At 42.8% G+C, this 15,472-nt stretch carries 16 protein-coding genes; 4 read left to right on the top strand and 12 right to left on the bottom strand.

The features are described from left to right. The 6 genes from ACIH2S_RS16070 to ACIH2S_RS16045 all read right to left on the bottom strand — a co-directional run bounded on the left by ACIH2S_RS16070 (position 1) and on the right by ACIH2S_RS16045 (position 5,226). Complete coding sequence (locus tag ACIH2S_RS16070; protein WP_036956155.1) at positions 1–792, bottom strand: DUF4311 domain-containing protein; 792 nt, start codon at positions 790–792, stop codon at positions 1–3. A gap of 26 nt (positions 793–818) precedes the next feature. Continuing rightward, positions 819–1,115, bottom strand: coding sequence for a DUF4312 family protein (locus ACIH2S_RS16065; RefSeq protein WP_006659132.1), 297 nt, complete (start codon positions 1,113–1,115; stop codon positions 819–821). After that, entirely contained in the window at positions 1,115–1,480 is a 366-nt protein-coding gene (locus tag ACIH2S_RS16060) for an SFCGS family glycine-rich protein (RefSeq protein ID WP_036956157.1), read from the bottom strand. Before ACIH2S_RS16060 ends, ACIH2S_RS16065 begins: the two co-directional genes overlap by 1 nt. Before the next feature lie 58 nt (positions 1,481–1,538). Then, entirely contained in the window at positions 1,539–1,877 is a 339-nt protein-coding gene (locus ACIH2S_RS16055; RefSeq protein WP_430247717.1) for a transcriptional antiterminator, read from the bottom strand. Between the two features lie 513 nt (positions 1,878–2,390). Continuing rightward, complete coding sequence (locus tag ACIH2S_RS16050) at positions 2,391–4,328, bottom strand: BglG family transcription antiterminator (RefSeq protein WP_272535176.1); 1,938 nt, start codon at positions 4,326–4,328, stop codon at positions 2,391–2,393. Between the two features lie 190 nt (positions 4,329–4,518). Next, positions 4,519–5,226 carry a pirin family protein gene (locus ACIH2S_RS16045; RefSeq protein ID WP_430247715.1) on the bottom strand — a complete coding sequence of 236 codons (708 nt, stop codon included), beginning with the start codon at positions 5,224–5,226 and terminating at the stop codon, positions 4,519–4,521. Between the two features lie 122 nt (positions 5,227–5,348). On the opposite strand from ACIH2S_RS16045, the gene ACIH2S_RS16040 reads away from it, so the two are divergent. Beyond that, the gene (locus tag ACIH2S_RS16040) at positions 5,349–6,242 is read left to right on the top strand and encodes a LysR family transcriptional regulator (protein ID WP_154599776.1); all 894 of its coding nucleotides are present in this window, start codon (positions 5,349–5,351) and stop codon (positions 6,240–6,242) included. Between the two features lie 312 nt (positions 6,243–6,554). On the opposite strand, the gene ACIH2S_RS16035 is transcribed toward ACIH2S_RS16040, so the two are convergent. From ACIH2S_RS16035 to ACIH2S_RS16015, 5 genes are all read right to left on the bottom strand, one after another. After that, entirely contained in the window at positions 6,555–6,950 is a 396-nt protein-coding gene (locus ACIH2S_RS16035; protein WP_006659138.1) for a DoxX family protein, read from the bottom strand. A 263-nt stretch (positions 6,951–7,213) separates the two neighbouring features. Then, complete coding sequence (locus ACIH2S_RS16030) at positions 7,214–7,516, bottom strand: YqjK-like family protein (protein WP_036956170.1); 303 nt, start codon at positions 7,514–7,516, stop codon at positions 7,214–7,216. Then, a complete protein-coding gene (locus ACIH2S_RS16025; protein ID WP_036956172.1) occupies positions 7,503–7,907 on the bottom strand; it encodes a phage holin family protein in 405 nt (134 codons plus the stop codon). The genes ACIH2S_RS16030 and ACIH2S_RS16025 overlap by 14 nt, the downstream gene beginning before the upstream one ends. Positions 7,908–7,916: 9 nt before the next feature. After that, positions 7,917–8,222: a DUF883 family protein gene (locus ACIH2S_RS16020; protein ID WP_036956175.1), complete on the bottom strand. Its 306-nt coding sequence runs from the start codon at positions 8,220–8,222 to the stop codon at positions 7,917–7,919. A gap of 183 nt (positions 8,223–8,405) precedes the next feature. Continuing rightward, positions 8,406–9,065, bottom strand: coding sequence for a DedA family protein (locus tag ACIH2S_RS16015; protein ID WP_108478444.1), 660 nt, complete (start codon positions 9,063–9,065; stop codon positions 8,406–8,408). Positions 9,066–9,675: 610 nt separating this feature from the next. Between ACIH2S_RS16015 and ACIH2S_RS16010 the strand changes: the two genes are divergently transcribed. The 3 genes from ACIH2S_RS16010 (at position 9,676) to sstT (ending at position 13,151) form a co-directional block, all read left to right on the top strand. After that, positions 9,676–10,647: a TerC family protein gene (locus ACIH2S_RS16010; RefSeq protein WP_036956180.1), complete on the top strand. Its 972-nt coding sequence runs from the start codon at positions 9,676–9,678 to the stop codon at positions 10,645–10,647. A gap of 96 nt (positions 10,648–10,743) precedes the next feature. After that, on the top strand, positions 10,744–11,613 hold the full coding sequence (locus tag ACIH2S_RS16005; RefSeq protein ID WP_234413545.1) for a hypothetical protein: 870 nt from the start codon (positions 10,744–10,746) through the stop codon (positions 11,611–11,613). Between the two features lie 281 nt (positions 11,614–11,894). Further along, a complete protein-coding gene (gene sstT, locus ACIH2S_RS16000; RefSeq protein ID WP_036956183.1) occupies positions 11,895–13,151 on the top strand; it encodes a serine/threonine transporter SstT in 1,257 nt (418 codons plus the stop codon). A gap of 64 nt (positions 13,152–13,215) precedes the next feature. Here the strand turns inward: sstT and ACIH2S_RS15995 are convergent, their stop codons facing one another. Next, positions 13,216–15,237, bottom strand: coding sequence for an NADPH-dependent 2,4-dienoyl-CoA reductase (locus ACIH2S_RS15995; RefSeq protein WP_108478445.1), 2,022 nt, complete (start codon positions 15,235–15,237; stop codon positions 13,216–13,218). Between the last annotated feature and the right edge of the window lie 235 nt (positions 15,238–15,472).

Here is a 15,472-nt window from a genome sequence, read left to right as displayed (position 1 = left end):
TTATTTCCCGCTCAGCAGTCCGTGGACATATTCAAGCCACAGTGGTTTGTCTAAGTTGAAAGAGGTGATCATCTTCAGGTCAAATTCGCGGAAGAAGCCACTGAGAACGAACAGCAGAATAACGGTGATCATCATGGTACGAGTGATGCGGTTCCAGCCATTGTCATCCACGCCTTTACCAATCAAGATCCCTAACACTAAACCTGGGATAGCGTTACCCATGATTAATTGTGCGCAACCACCAAATAAGGTTGCCCAGAAACCGGAACGACGACCAGCATCCATCGCGGCTAGCCAGAAAATGACGGGCATCACGGTGTTAACCAGTAAGTTAGCTGCCGGAACCAGCACGTTAATAGCGGTGGTTTGCAGCGCGGCTGGTACTGCGGACGCCGTGGTATTTAAGAAGGCGACCACCAATGCCCCGATAATGGCACAGGCAATCGCCATTTTTTTCGGGTTATGCAGGGTATCTGCCACACTGCGGTTTTTAGTTAATAGAGCAGCAGCACCCCAGTTAGGGATGATGCGGTGGTCAACGTCTTGGGTAAAGGCACCCGCAGCGACTGATGATGCCCATGCGTTGAAGAAGAATCCTAAGCCGAATGAGAAGTGTGATGCGGGGTCGCCCTCACAGGCGTTTAACTCACCAAGGGTACGGAATGCTCCCATACCTTGAACGGTTGGCGCGTGGAACATACGTGCTGCCCCTGCGCCTAAACCAAAGCCGCAGAGACCGCCGATAATGAGGGACATGCCCAATATTTCTAAGAAAGATGCAGTTTCACTCATGGAATTTACTCCAGACCTGATTGCTTTTATTGTTCTGTAAATGGAATTTCGTTGACAGAAAGTAAGGTAACATCCAGCGAAACGTCGAGAACAACTCGGAAATGTTCACGTTTGCGTGGCAAAAAGAGAAAGAGAAACTTTTCTGTCCGCGAATGAGAGTGAGCACTAACAACCTCAACATCCTTGGGTTCTATCCGCAGAATGATGTCGGTGCTGTTCTTAAGTACGGTTTTTTGAATCGAATTTAAGGCGTCAGCAATCGCTTTTTGCTTTGTGTCGCCTTGCCCTGTCACCCGTACAGTCGTTTCGATAGATTTTTTCATTAAGCGTTGCCGTATTTTTTATTAAAAGCTTTAACTAAGCGCTCGCCTAACTCTTCCTTGTCCATAAATCCGAAACCTAAAACATTGCAACCTTCAGCAATGGCGGTTTCTCCCTCTTCAATCGAACGCATCCCATAACGCGCTTTGTAGCCATATTTGGTTTGAGCTGTAATGGCGCCTGCACCACCGCTACCACAGAATGAAATGCCAAGATCAGCTTGTTCTTGGTTCATCACATCCCCCAGTTTCATGTCAGCAGCGACACCGGGAACAACAATGGCTTTTCCGCCAGCAGCTTCAACGCCCGCAGCCACTTTTTGCCCTTTACCTAAACGATCGCCGATAACAATAACTATCTGTTTCATAAAATATTCTCCAAAACTGAATGCTAAAAATTGAGTACTAAAAATAAGATGCTAAAAATTAATCATTAGAACGGGCAACTTCAAAGTGAACTGAGAGCAAATAAGTCTCTTCTGGTGCAAGCCCCGGCAAGGTATCGACGACGCGTTGCGCTAATGCAATGGAATAGCTCGAAATTTCATCGAACAAACTGATATCCACTTCCGGTAAGGCTTCACCGGTTTTGGCTCGAGCGACCATGGCACGTAGATGAGATTCCAGCATTTGTTGCTGTACATCCGTGGTGTAGCAACCCTCCAGTTTGAGCCAGTCAGTAATCACTGCTAGCAGTTCTTGTGTGACCTGATGGATATCAAGGTCGTCTTCTAACATTTTGAAAACCACAACTGATTCATTCATAACTGTTTAAAATCCAAGGTAATATTTCAAATCAAATCACTTTTTTCTTCATGGCTAATACCTTAATCGCTTCTTGGATAATTTTGCAGACAGGGAATTTCCAGTTCAAAGTGGAAATATTTTGGAAGTGTAACCGGAAGGATGGTGGTTAATTTTCGATCTAACAGGAAGCTAACTGGAAAAACTAACACATTACGAGGGGGGGTTTGGTGTATCAAATAACGAGTGAGTAATTAAAATCATTTAAATTCAAATCATTAAGATCGATTTTTTATAAGTGAAAATAGCTCTCAGGTTAATAAATAAAAGTGGAAATGAATTTGTGGAAATCTATATAGAGTGGAAATCTTCACTTCCACTTACGTTGGTTTACGCATGAAATGGACAATTTGGATTAAAAATCATTTGGTGGAGTTGTGGTTAGGATCACGTAAATAGTGGCCACCTCCCTTTTTCCACTGAGAAGTGGAAATGATGGGAAGTGGGGGGGATGGTGGTGGGAATTATTGATAACTATAAAATTCGCGCGAGACTATCTTTAGCAATTGCTTGGAATTCATTGAAATTTTTGACATTCACTAGGCGGCGGGTGGTTTTCTCTTTGACGAAGGTGACAAACAAATCATAAATCGCCATGGCTTCTTCATAGTCAGTTTTGCTGATTGCCAATAAAAAAATCACATAGGCGTTCTCTTTGGTCTCTTTGTTCCACTCGATGCCTTGCGGGGCAAGGATAGTTGTCACAATAGTTTTATTGGCAAGTAACCCCAAGGAGTGAGGAAGGGCGATCCCTTCGCCCAGCAATGTCGAGACAATCGATTCCCGCTCTTGTAGTGACGGGTAAAAATCTGCGGTGACATAGCCTTCTAGTTGCAGTTTCTGACAAACTGTTTTGAACAACGTCTCTTGGCTAATTTTTTCATTGATAACCATAAAAAAACGCTCATCGAAGAAGCGCTCAATAATATAGGGACGAGTCTGATCCACCATCGCTAAGCGACCCACTTGTTCGAGCTGGTAGGGGGTTGGGAAGGGCGCAATTTTAATAACGGGTTTATTTTTCTCAGAGATCCGTACGGTGGTGATCACAAAGTCTTCTGCGACTTCATCTAACGATTCATACTCTTGCAGTGTTAACCCGCGGCTAAATTTGAGCTGTGGAAATTCACGCATAATTTTGGATTCCACCACACGAAAGGTGGAGTTACCCGCATCCGTGACCACTAACACTTCCGTTTGGCGTGCGGAGCCTGCCCCATAATTTCGTTCAAGGCTAACCCCAATGTGCACTGCTAAGTAACCCAGTTCATCTTCATTAATGGGATGTGGAAGCAGCTGCTTACTGGCGCTGGTTAAGGCGCTTAAGGTGACATCATAAGCAAATGGATAATACTGTTTGATGTCTGAAAGCAGCGGGTTTGGGGTGGAAATATGGTATTGAAGGCGAGTCATTAAAGCAGAAAGATGGGTATTCAGATCTTTCTTTAGCTTTTCATCATTCCGCAAATCATAGTTATACAACTCGTTGATATAATTTAAGATATATTCAGATAATTCATTGTGATGATTATGCTTTTGTGTTGATGCATGCTGGTTACTGATACGCTGAGCGATGATTTGGTCGTGCAAAAAGCTCAATTCAGCTGGGGATAAATCATTGCCCAGGAAGTAAATTAACCCTTTAGAAATTTCATCACAAGCTTGAGTAATGACTTCTTCTAACTCTTCGTTATTGACGCTGGCAGTGAGTTCATGACCGCGGGTAATACGCAAAATGGTGACGGCGCAGTTAAATACAAGATAAAGATGACCTTCATTGCTGATACGAATATCAAAGCGATTCAAGCTGTTATGAACTACTTTATCGATGTAGGTTAAATCGAGATTATCCAGACTTTCCGGGGTAAATGTGGCGAGATCGGGGGTGATTTGCTCACTAAATTGCCGCCAGAGTGCTTCGGTCATACAAGCACGAATAGCCCACTCACTGCCATTTAAGCGGATCCCTTGATGAGGAATGCTCTCCAGTTGAACTTGATAGCGATGAAGATGCTCCCGAACGGCTCCCATATCTTGCTGAATGGTACTGCGGCTAACAAACCACTCTTCGGCAATATCATCGAGCTTGACGGGCAGGGATAACATCAAGAGTTTGAGCAATAGGGCATCAATACGCTCTTTGCTGGTGCGTGGAATCTGGTTATTTTTGTCATTAAGCTTAGTAAATGCAGAAAAAATTTCATCATTTTCGATTTTTAATCGATATCCACGCCCGCGCTCATACACAATATGAGCACTATGATCTTTAATTAATTCATTGATTTCATTGATGTCTGAACGAATAGTACGGGTGGAAACGGAAAACTGTTTCGCTAATTCATCTTGAGGGACAACCTCATTGAGGATCCGAGAGAAAATTTGATTGTGTCGCTGCAAAATGAATAAAGCCACAAGAACCCCTTTAAAATCAAAAAAATAAAGTTCGGAGTTAAAAACTGATGGTTTTTTAACTGTCTTATGGCTGGACTCTATCACAGTGATATCGGGATAGCGGAAATATAAATGATGAAATTTGCGAATCTATTCGCAAATTTTGCGCAATTTATGGAGTAAATTCACTTTTTCCGCCTCCTGAATAGGATTACAACGATTCGCCTAAATCAATTAATAAACCTCTAAATGCTCGGTAGCTGGTGAGCGTTAGGGAATTTTCATCTTGGATAAATAAGCCGTCGTTACAGCTCATTGATAAAGATTGCGATTCTTTCCCGCTAACCTGTAAACCACCATGAATGGATTGTAGATAGGCATTTTTACCTCGTAATGCGAGGGTTTTTGATTCATTAGGCTCAAGGCAAATCTGGCTTATCCAAATTTTTTGGCGAAGTTGTAGGCTATTATCGTCCCCATCGGGTGAGGCGATAAGCTTGTTATCTTTCTCCGCTAATGCCAACTTTTGGGGCGGCATAGATTCCTGTTGTGGGCACGCATTTAGCCACAGCTGGAGCCGTGTTAATGGCGTTGTCTCACTGGTATTGTGTTCACTGTAACTCAGGTCAGGGCGAGGCGAAAAGCTGACGCATTCCCCTGCTTTTGCACTGACGGTATTACCTAAATTATCGCGGTATTCAGCTTGACCTTGCAGGATGATGTTCACAATATCAACATGAGGATAAACTCTTGGTTGAAAAGCATTATCTGGCGCAAGCACTTCCTGATTGAGCACTTTTAGGGTTTTAAAACCCATTAGGTCTGGATCAAAATAGTGACCAAACGAAAAAGTATAGCGTGCTTGTAACCAACCGTAGTCTGCTTTCCCACAATGGTTAACTGATCTTAATTTCATCATAATGGTTAACCCTCACTCAAAATATATAGCTAGTAATATATTGTTATAATAAATATCTGGACGTTGAATTGTTAGCCAGTTAATCTGTTTCCATCATTCAAATTTCCTGAAAGAGATACATCATGAGCAAAGAGAGAGCATTAACACTTGAGTCGTTAAGGGTGATGGATGCAATCGATAGGCGTGGCAGCTTTGCGGCAGCGGCGGAAGAGCTAGGTCGCGTTCCTTCGGCATTGAGCTATACCATGCAGAAGTTAGAAGAAGAACTTGATGTTATTTTGTTTGACCGTTCAGGACATCGAACCAAGTTTACCAATGTAGGGCGCATGCTGTTAGAGCGTGGGCGCGTATTGCTTGAAGCCGCAGATAAACTCACATCGGATGCGGAGGCGCTAGCTAAAGGTTGGGAAACTCATCTGACTATTGTGTGTGAAGCGCTGGTTCCGGCTGAGTCTTTATTCCCGCTGGTGGACAAACTGGCTGAGAAATCCGACACCCAGCTCTCTTTAATTACTGAGGTGCTAGCAGGGGCATGGGAGCGACTTGAATCAGGACGTGCGGATATTGTTATCGCACCAGATATGCATTTCCGTTCATCTTCTGAAATTAACTCCAAAGTGCTGTATACCTTGAACCATATTTATGTGGCAAGCCCGAACCATCCTATTCACCAAGAACCAGAACCGCTTTCTGAAACCACGCGAGTGAAATACCGAGGTATTGCGGTGGCAGATACCGCCCGTGAGCGCCCAGTGATCACCGTGCAACTGCTGGATAAACAACAAAGATTGACGGTATCGAGCATCGAAGATAAGCGCAAAGCACTAATTGCAGGGCTCGGGGTGGCGACAATGCCATACCCGCTGGTGGAGCAAGATATTAAGGAAGGGCGCCTGCAAGTGGTGGGGGCGGAGTTTAGCCATGAGTCGAATATGATTATGGCGTGGCGACGGGACAGCATGGGGGAGGCGAAGTCGTGGTGTCTCCGCGAAATCCCTAAATTATTTAGGGGGTGATCTCGTCATACTTCAAGCTGTAGCTGTGTTGGCTTCATAAAGTTACCCTAGTCACATACTTGTGTATGCTCCCAGGGATAACTTCACTTGCCGCCTTGCTACAACTCGAATTATTTAGAGATCACTCATCACCTATTCTTTAATTCTTTTTAAAGCGAAAAGCGAAAATAAAAAGAAAGCAAAGGTAAAAGCAAAAAAAAGCACCTCGGATGGGAGGTGCAAAGGCATTTAACTTATGGAAAAGGATGTTGACTTGAGGGTACTGTTAACTCCCTGCCTATAGGTCACTATAGGCGAGGAGATTGGAGCTCATTACCATTTCTTATTTAATAAATGGTCGATACTGAATTTGCCTGGGCCAGTCACTGCTAACAGAATATAGCCGCCTGCAATAGTCATATTTTTCATAAACATCAAGCTGTTTGGCTCAACGCTGAAATTCGTATGGAACAGCATCGCAGTTAAGAATGTGAACACAGCAGTGAAAATTGCGGTTGTACGTGTTAACAGACCGAATAACACTGCCAGCCCACCACCTAACTCAAGTAAAATTGTCAGTGGCAGTAAAAAGCCTGGGACGCCCATTGCTTGCATATATTGCTGAGTGCCTTCATATGCCCCGCCTAATTTGCCGTAACCTGCAACGATGAACAGAACTGGCATCATAATACGTGCTAATAAAATAGCTCCACTTTCTAAATTTTTCATTGAGTCTCTCCAGATAATACGGTCATTAAATATAAATAAAGTGCGATATATATCGCGTTATAAGCTAAGTTTCAGCACGAAAAGGCTAGAAATCTTGGATGTGCGTATCTTATTACTTAGCTCATTCAATAAAAAGCTAAGCTTATTAACAAAGATAGACAAAAAAATTGAATGTGTATAATTGAGTGCGAAAAAAAGTGCTAAAGGGCACTTTTATCTATCATATTGACAAATAATGATTATTTTTATCTTAAGGGGATGGGTTATTTCTGATTTGAACTGTTTAAGCTGCTTCTTAGGGTACGAATAAGCCCCCAAGTCGCAATGGCTTTCTTGCTCAGTGAAATAAATCGATTGGGGTGCTTTAAGGTAAAAATAGAGATAAGACCCGTCGCAGCGATAACAATTGGGCGAAAGGTCATCAGGGTTTGCCATGCTCGGTCATAAGGGGCAGTGGCTTGTAGCCACTCTTTCTTACTGGCCGATAATTGGATGCGCTGCTGCTCAATATCAGAGACTAAGCGTGATTTTCTTTCTGCAAGTAACTGACGTTTACTTTTGCTCATCATCGGTTCCTGCCAGTGCTTTAGCGTCATTGCGAAGCTGTTCACGGGTTGCGCTTAGCAGCGTGGACTGTTTCGCTTTTTTTAACGTCCAAATAGCAAAGATAATCGCGAGTAAAATCAGTGTTCCGGTCGTGATAGCGAAAGCCTGATAACGATAGACGGGATCCACAGACCAAAAAATTAGTCCAATAAGGCACATCAGACCAAATGCAGAAAATAGAAGGGTTAGCCCTGCGAGTAATAATAACTGAACAAGGTTGAGTTTCTCTTCTTCTAATTCTACTGCAATAAGTTGAATGCGGGTTTCAACCATATTAACGGCGATACCCGCAATTCTTTGCAGAGAATCTAGAACCCGCTTAGCGGGTCCTTGACGTGGCGACTGTTCCATAAGCGGTGATTAGCGCTTGGTGAGCAGCATGCCTAAGACCACACCGACCGCTGCACCGATACCCACACTTTTCCATGGATTTTCACGTACATAGCAATCTGCTTGGCCTGCAATTTCTTTAGTTTGCTCGGTGATTTTATCACTGGCTTGACCGAGTTTAGCTTTTGAAGAGGAGAGGGCTTCACGGGCTTTCGCCTTTAAGTTTTCGATCTCTTCTTTTGATTTGTCTTGAGTACTATTCAGAATGGATTCGAGAGAGTCTGCGAGTGATTTAAGTTCAGCACGTAGATCTTCAGAAGAATGATTGGATGACATAGTAGAACCTCCTATCAATAGAAAAATAACGCAATGCCTTAATAAAGTATGACCTTAATAACATTACAATAGCTTTTTTTAGCTTAAGTGCAATCACTAATTGGTATAGATTTCGAATTGAGATAGAGGAAAGCGGGAATCGCTAAATATTCCCGCTGTTCGATTTGATTCAGTGACGGCTATTTATTTGCGGGCGAATTTTTTCTTGATGACAACACCAATGCTGCCGATCAGACCCAAAATTAATAATCCAACTGGAATAAGCATCAAGACATTCATAATTTGATGCTCATATTGTTGGAAAATAGGGCTTTTACCGAATCCGTAGCCTATAGCGGTCAAAATTAGCACCCAAAGGAGCCCGCTTAACCAGTTAAACACTTGGAAACGCCCATTTTGCAAGCCCGCAAGCCCTGCGATAGTTGGTAGTAATGTTCTGACAAAAGCAAGGAATCGACCAATCAGTAATGCGGCTAAGCCGTGACGATGGAATAGCCCATGAGCACGCTGATGATAGTGTTCGGGGAGGTGTGATAACCAGCCTTTGACAATTTTTGTATTACCTAGCCAGCGACCTTGGATATAACCCACCCAGCAACCAATACTGGCGCCCGCAGTTAAAATCACTAAAGTTAATGGGTAGCTAAGAGCACCTTTTGCGATGAGTACGCCAACAAGGATCAGTAAACTATCACCGGGTAAGAATGCAGCTGGGAGCACGCCGTTCTCCAATAATAGGATCATAAACAGCATGAAATAAATCGACCATATCAACGATGGGTTAGATAAGGTTTCGTAATCTTGGTGCCAAAGGGCGAAAAAAAGTTCTCTAACTAATTCCATTAATGTTTCCTAAACGGCAATCACAGCAACAAACATGTTGTTGGGCAGAAATGGATTAAGTAAATGCCGGAAGAAAACAGCTGTTTCTTCGGGCTGTTAGTGTAAAACCCGATCACTTTAACAAAACAGAAAATAACTAAACAGTAAATTTTAAGCTTATTTTGAGAATTCATTTAAATTGCGGCTGATTTTTACATTTTAGGTTCTTAACTACTGGCTTTCTAAAATGGCAAAAAACGGGAATGGCGCTGAATAAGAGGATTTAATCTGACTATTTATCAATATATTTGTGTTTAGATAACGAAAAATAGCATGAACATATTGGTAGCTAATCATTGCTTTTTAAGACTAATTACCTTATTGTGTGCGCATAGCAAAGGGGAGTAACTTCTTCTGTCGGATTATCGTCATTACGGTGCACACAATTGTACCCGGTAACCGAGCACCACAATTTCCTTGTCTTAGGTTATCTGTGTTGTAAGTGAGACCTTGCCAGAAGGCGAGGTTTGCTCATCGTTTACAACCGTATAGTGATAACTTAGGGTGAAAACAGTTTAAGCGGCTGATGTCTTCTGGATATCAGCCGTTTTTTGTTTTTTAAGGAATCAAAATGAACTCTGTTGGAAATCCTGTTTTATGGGGCAGCTTTGCTGTCATGATCCTTGTGATGCTACTCATCGATATGTTTTGGCAAGGAAAACATAAAGGCCAGGCGATGTCGATGAAGCAAGCAGCGGGTTGGAGCATCTTGTGGGTGACTCTGTCGCTGATTTTTGCGGGCGGCCTGTGGTGGTACTTCAATGATACCGTTGGACCTGAAGTTGCGAACACGCAAACTATGGCGTTCTTAACCGGTTATCTGTTAGAAAAAGCCCTTGCTGTGGATAACGTGTTTGTTTGGTTAATGCTATTTGGTTACTTTGCTATTCCGGCAAATTTACAGCGTCGCGTACTTGTTTACGGGGTGCTTGGAGCTATCGTCCTGCGTACGATTATGATTTTCGCAGGTAGCTGGTTAGTTACACAATTTAGCTGGATCCTCTATGTTTTCGGTGCGTTTTTACTGTTTACGGGGATCAAAATGGCGTTCGCTAAAGAGGACGATTCACCGATAAATGAAAAGCCATTGGTCAAATGGGTTCGTTCACACTTACGGATGACGGATGAGTTACACGGTGAAAAATTCTTTATTAAAAAGAATGGATTGCTGTTTGCTACCCCATTAATTTTGGTTCTGATCTTAGTGGAAATCAGTGATGTTATCTTTGCGGTAGACAGTATTCCCGCTATCTTTGCTGTGACCACCGACCCGTTTATCGTATTAACGTCTAACCTGTTTGCGATTTTAGGCTTACGTGCAATGTACTTCTTATTAGCGGGTGTTGCTGAGAAATTCTCAATGCTTAAGTACGGTTTAGCTATCATTTTAAGCTTTATCGGCGTGAAGATGTTGCTGATGGATATTTTCCATATTCCTACTGCGGTTTCGTTAGGGACTGTGGCTGCAATCTTAGTTCTGACATTGGTGGTTAACACGATCGTGAATAAACGCAACGAAGCGAAAAAATTGATTAACGGATAATCTTTTTCCTAATTAGAAAAACTCCCATAATTTCATCATGACTTTGGGAGTTTTTTTATATCTAATGATTTATAGGCGTAAAGATGAGGCGGTTCTGTGCAACAAGTCATGCGGGTCTTACGAAAACTCTATAAGTATGAAAATAGCCAATATGATGGAGGTCGTGCGGTATCGACTTATCCATTGGACTCTTTATCTGATAAAGAACGGAAAATATTGAGTGATTCTCATTGGTTACCGAATGAGATTGCATTTTTTACTGATCATGAAGATATCATTAATAAACTACACAGTTTAAAACAGGAAACAGCGCTTACTCGCCAGCGTTGTTTGGATGCTTTCGTGGCGGGAGTTGGAGGAAGTTATTTGCGAGGTCGATCAGTCTTGGGAGCTTATCACAAGCTACTTTCTCTGCCGGCTCATCAATATCTTGAAAAACCGCAATATGCATGTTGTTGGGTTTGTAGCGATCATAATAAGCATATTTATATTAATGATAGTTACTTCCAATACTGTTTATATTACGGAAATTCCTATACTGGGAATGTAAGTTACACTTATTTGAATCTCCGACATTTACTGACGGTTGCTGCTGTAGAACCTACCGATGAAGACAAAAAAGTCTTTAATCAACTATTAGATTTATTACGTCATGCCCCTGAAAATGAGACGCCAGGGCAGTTTGAAAAGCGGTTATCGCAGGCAAAATTGGTTAAAGGAGACAGATATACATTACGCGGAATATTGCATTCACTCGCATTGATTGGTGTTATTCCGAATACTTTTATCGCTTTGTCTCTTGATAGTTGGCGCGATTTTGGTGATATAACTAGTGCAGAAAACCAACTTAACAATACGAAAGGGCGTTCTGATATGGAAATGCCTTGGGCTGGTTGGAAAGGAAATTTAAAAGTAGATGAGGCAAAAATAGCAGATTACTTTGGTGGCTATTTAATCAATCGTTAAATCTTACTCGTAGTAAACAATACAATTTAAAAAAACACCTTGGAGTCATCTGAGGTGTTTTTTTATTTTAACTATCTGAAAATCCTCACTCATTTTCTATGTCCTCTGTTTCCTATAAGAAACAAAACTCTATTGCGATCACAGATATGTAAAATTAATGTTAACTGCAATCAATCATTGTGTATATTTTGAATAATAGCCTTTTCAGGAGATTAATATTCCTTATACTGGCTCGGCAAACACATTTAATTCCTAAAAAAGATAAATTATAAAGGTCTATTATGGATACAAATAAAGCAGGGTTATGGCGAGTAATTAGTCAAGGTAGTTTGGTCAAACAAATCCTAGCAGGCTTGATTGCAGGTATCTTATTGGCATGGTTATGGCCATCGGCAGCAAAAAACGTTGGCTTACTGGGTGACCTGTTCGTCAGTGCGTTAAAAGCGGTTGCTCCAATTCTTGTTTGGGTGTTGGTTATGGCGTCCATAGCTAACCATCGCCAAGGGCAAAAAACCAGCATTCGTCCAATTTTAGTGCTGTATATTCTAGGGACATTCTTCGCGGCTGTTGTGGCGGTGATTGGCTCATTTATGTTCCCATCAAGCTTGATCTTAGCTGTAGGCGATACTCAACTGACGCCTCCGGGTAACATTGCTGAAGTGCTCAAAGGTTTGTTGATTAATATTTTCGCTAACCCAGTCGATGCTCTGATTAAAGGGAACTATATTGGTATCTTGGCATGGGCGATTGGTTTAGGTATTGCATTGCGTCATGCCAATGAATCCACCAAAACGATGATCCACGATTTCTCTTTAAGCGTGACTCAGCTGGTTCGTGTGGTTATTCGTTTAGCGCCATTAGGTATTTTCGGGTTAGTTTCGTCAACTATTGCAACAACCGGTTTTGAAACTTTAAAAGGTTACTTCCACGTATTGGCGGTATTACTGGGCTGTATGATTATCGTGGCATTAGTGGTTAACCCGCTGATTGTTTACTGGAAAATCAAACGTAACCCATACCCATTAGTCTTCGCTTGCTTACGTGAAAGTGGTGTAACCGCCTTCTTTACCCGTAGCTCAGCTGCTAACATTCCGGTGAACATGGGGATGTGCCGCCGTATGAATCTGCACGAAGATACGTATTCCGTTTCTATCCCGCTAGGTGCAACCATTAACATGGGCGGCGCGGCTGTCACCATTACAGTGTTAACACTGGCTGCGGTGCATACTCTGGGCATTCCTGTTGATATCCCAACGGCGCTGTTATTGAGCGTGGTAGCTGCGGTGTGTGCGTGTGGTGCATCTGGGGTTGCTGGCGGTTCGTTATTATTGATCCCACTGGCGTGTAATATGTTCGGTATTTCGAATGAAGTAGCGATGCAAGTGGTTGCTGTGGGCGTGATGATCGGCGTGCTGCAAGATTCAGCTGAAACTGCACTGAACTCTTCAACGGACGTGCTTTTCACTGCGGCGGTATGTTTATCGGAAGACGATAAACTGGCGCAAGCGGATTCTGAGTTATCTCAAACTCAAGACTAAGCTTTCACGTTGTTCAAAAAAGAAAACCCGCTGATTAGCGGGTTTTTTTATGGGTCAAGAAAACTTACAACTGATAAGCCACTTTCATACCTTGTTCAATGGCTCGGCGGGCATCTAACTCGGACGCCACATCCGCCCCTCCAATCACATGTGGGTGAATGCCAATATCTTCTAATTGCTCTTTCAATGGGCGATAAGGTTCTTGCCCAGCACAAAGGATGACATTATCAACGGCAAGGCAGATATATTCATCTTGATAGCGAATATGAAGCCCATCATCATCCACATTCATATATTCCACGCCATTAAACATCTGAACACCACGTTTCATTAATGACAGGCGGTGCACCCATCCTGTGGTTTTTCCAAGTCCTGCGCCGACTTTGCTGTTTTTTCGCTGCAATAAATAGAGGTGGCGAGGCGTTGGTTCTAACTGTTTTTTCATCGGGAAAAGCCCGCCGCGAGTGGTGATGGCGGTATCAATATTCCATTCATGATTAAATTTATTATCATCTAAACTGCTGCTGATCCCTTGTTGGGTAAGGAGCTCCGCCACATCGAACCCAATCCCTCCGGCGCCAATAATAGCTACGTTTTTACCGACATTATCGGGCTGTTTTAAAGCCTCAATATAGGACATGACTTTGCGATGATCGGCGCCAGCTAGGTTGATAGTGCGGGGGATAACGCCTGTGGCGATAATGACTTCATCAAATTGAGTTAAATCATTCGCTTGTGCAATCTGCTCGAGTCGAACATCCACATTGAGTAGTTGCAGTTGTCGGGAAAAATAACGCAAAGTTTCATAAAACTCTTCTTTGCCGGGGATCCGTTTAGCGAGATTGAATTGCCCACCAATTTGGTTGCTACGTTCAAATAGCGTGACTTGATGCCCTCGTTTGGCGGAATAGATTGCACAAGAAAGCCCCGCTGGACCCGCCCCGACAATTGCCACTTTTTTGGGTTTATCTGCTAATTCATTAGGATAGTCCATCTCGCGTACCGCTTGTGGATTCACTAAGCAGCCAGCCAGCTTGCCATTAAAAATCTGGTCAAGGCAGGCTTGATTGCAGCCAATACAGGTGTTTATTTCATCAAATCGACCGTCTTGGGCTTTTGACACAAACGCTTCATCAGCAAGGAAAGGGCGCGCCATGGACACCATATCAGCTTGACCGCTAGCAATGATTTGTTCCGCCACAAACGGGTCATTGATGCGATTGGTGGTAATCAGTGGAATATTCACCTTGCCCATTAATTTTTCGGTTACCCAGCTGAAGGCTTTGCGGGGGACCAGCGTCGCAATGGTCGGCACACGGGCTTCATGCCAGCCTATTCCTGTATTGATCATGGTGGCGCCCGCACTTTCAATCTCTTTAGCCAATAGCTCAATTTCATCCCAAGTTGAGCCCCCTTCAACAAGGTCAAGCATGGATAATCGATAGATAACAATGAAATTTTTCCCAACCGCTTGGCGAATGCGTTTAATGATTTCTATCGGAAAACGGATACGGTTTTGGTAGCTGCCGCCCCATTCATCAGTTCGACGATTGGTGCGCGATGTAATAAATTGGTTGATTAAATAACCTTCCGATCCCATCACTTCGACACCATCGTAGCCTGCTTGCTGGGCAAGTTTAGCGGTATTTACGAAGTCATCGATGGTTTTCTGAACTTCATCGGCAGTTAATTCACGGGGGGGAAATGGGGTGATCTCGGATTTAATCGGGCTAGGCGCCACTAACGCCGGATGTAGAGCGTAACGACCTGCATGCAAGATTTGTAATGCAATTTTTCCATCCGCTTGATGCACTGCATCGGTGATTTGTTGATGAAATGGCAATTGGTCTTGATGATTCAATACAGCACCATGAGGTGCTAAAGCTCCTTCGGGGTTCGGGGCTATTCCCCCGGTAATAATCAGACTGACTCCATTCTCTGCACGAAGTCGGTAAAAGTGGGCAAGGCGCTGGCTTCCTTGGGGATGTTCTTCTAAGCCGGTGTGCATTGAACCCATCAAAATACGGTTTTTAAGAACGGTATACCCCAAATCAAGTGGGGTAAAAAGATGTGGAAAATTGCTCATATTGGCTCCCATTTGGGACTATTAATAACAGGTCAGATGAGTTAACTGTAGCCTAATGGGCAATTGAATTAAGAATAATGTTAAAAAATTGTGATTTTTATCATATGTTTTACGAGGAATAATTAAACTTACAGGACTATTTCTTTTGTTTTATTTTTCTGTCATAAAAAATGGTTACAACAAAGAAGAATGGTTATTCACATCATAATTTGATGGGGTTTCACTTCACACAACC

The sequence above is a fragment of the Providencia lanzhouensis genome (genome assembly GCF_050469745.1).
In the GTDB taxonomy this organism is placed as follows: Bacteria; Pseudomonadota; Gammaproteobacteria; order Enterobacterales; family Enterobacteriaceae; genus Providencia; species Providencia lanzhouensis.
Note: the sequence above shows the minus strand (reverse complement) of the source record. Positions and strands in the feature narration are given on the sequence as shown.

Coding starts and splice junctions, on each gene's coding strand:
- ACIH2S_RS16070 (WP_036956155.1), bottom strand. CDS start 792: ATGAGTGAAACTGCATCTTTCTTAGAAATATTGGGCATGTCCCTCATT.
- ACIH2S_RS16065 (WP_006659132.1), bottom strand. CDS start 1,115: ATGAAAAAATCTATCGAAACGACTGTACGGGTGACAGGGCAAGGCGAC.
- ACIH2S_RS16060 (WP_036956157.1), bottom strand. CDS start 1,480: ATGAAACAGATAGTTATTGTTATCGGCGATCGTTTAGGTAAAGGGCAA.
- ACIH2S_RS16055 (WP_430247717.1), bottom strand. CDS start 1,877: ATGAATGAATCAGTTGTGGTTTTCAAAATGTTAGAAGACGACCTTGAT.
- ACIH2S_RS16045 (WP_430247715.1), bottom strand. CDS start 5,226: ATGATGAAATTAAGATCAGTTAACCATTGTGGGAAAGCAGACTACGGT.
- ACIH2S_RS16040 (WP_154599776.1), top strand. CDS start 5,349: ATGAGCAAAGAGAGAGCATTAACACTTGAGTCGTTAAGGGTGATGGAT.
- ACIH2S_RS16035 (WP_006659138.1), bottom strand. CDS start 6,950: ATGAAAAATTTAGAAAGTGGAGCTATTTTATTAGCACGTATTATGATG.
- ACIH2S_RS16030 (WP_036956170.1), bottom strand. CDS start 7,516: ATGAGCAAAAGTAAACGTCAGTTACTTGCAGAAAGAAAATCACGCTTA.
- ACIH2S_RS16025 (WP_036956172.1), bottom strand. CDS start 7,907: ATGGAACAGTCGCCACGTCAAGGACCCGCTAAGCGGGTTCTAGATTCT.
- ACIH2S_RS16020 (WP_036956175.1), bottom strand. CDS start 8,222: ATGTCATCCAATCATTCTTCTGAAGATCTACGTGCTGAACTTAAATCA.
- ACIH2S_RS16015 (WP_108478444.1), bottom strand. CDS start 9,065: ATGGAATTAGTTAGAGAACTTTTTTTCGCCCTTTGGCACCAAGATTAC.
- ACIH2S_RS16010 (WP_036956180.1), top strand. CDS start 9,676: ATGAACTCTGTTGGAAATCCTGTTTTATGGGGCAGCTTTGCTGTCATG.
- sstT (WP_036956183.1), top strand. CDS start 11,895: ATGGATACAAATAAAGCAGGGTTATGGCGAGTAATTAGTCAAGGTAGT.
- ACIH2S_RS15995 (WP_108478445.1), bottom strand. CDS start 15,237: ATGAGCAATTTTCCACATCTTTTTACCCCACTTGATTTGGGGTATACC.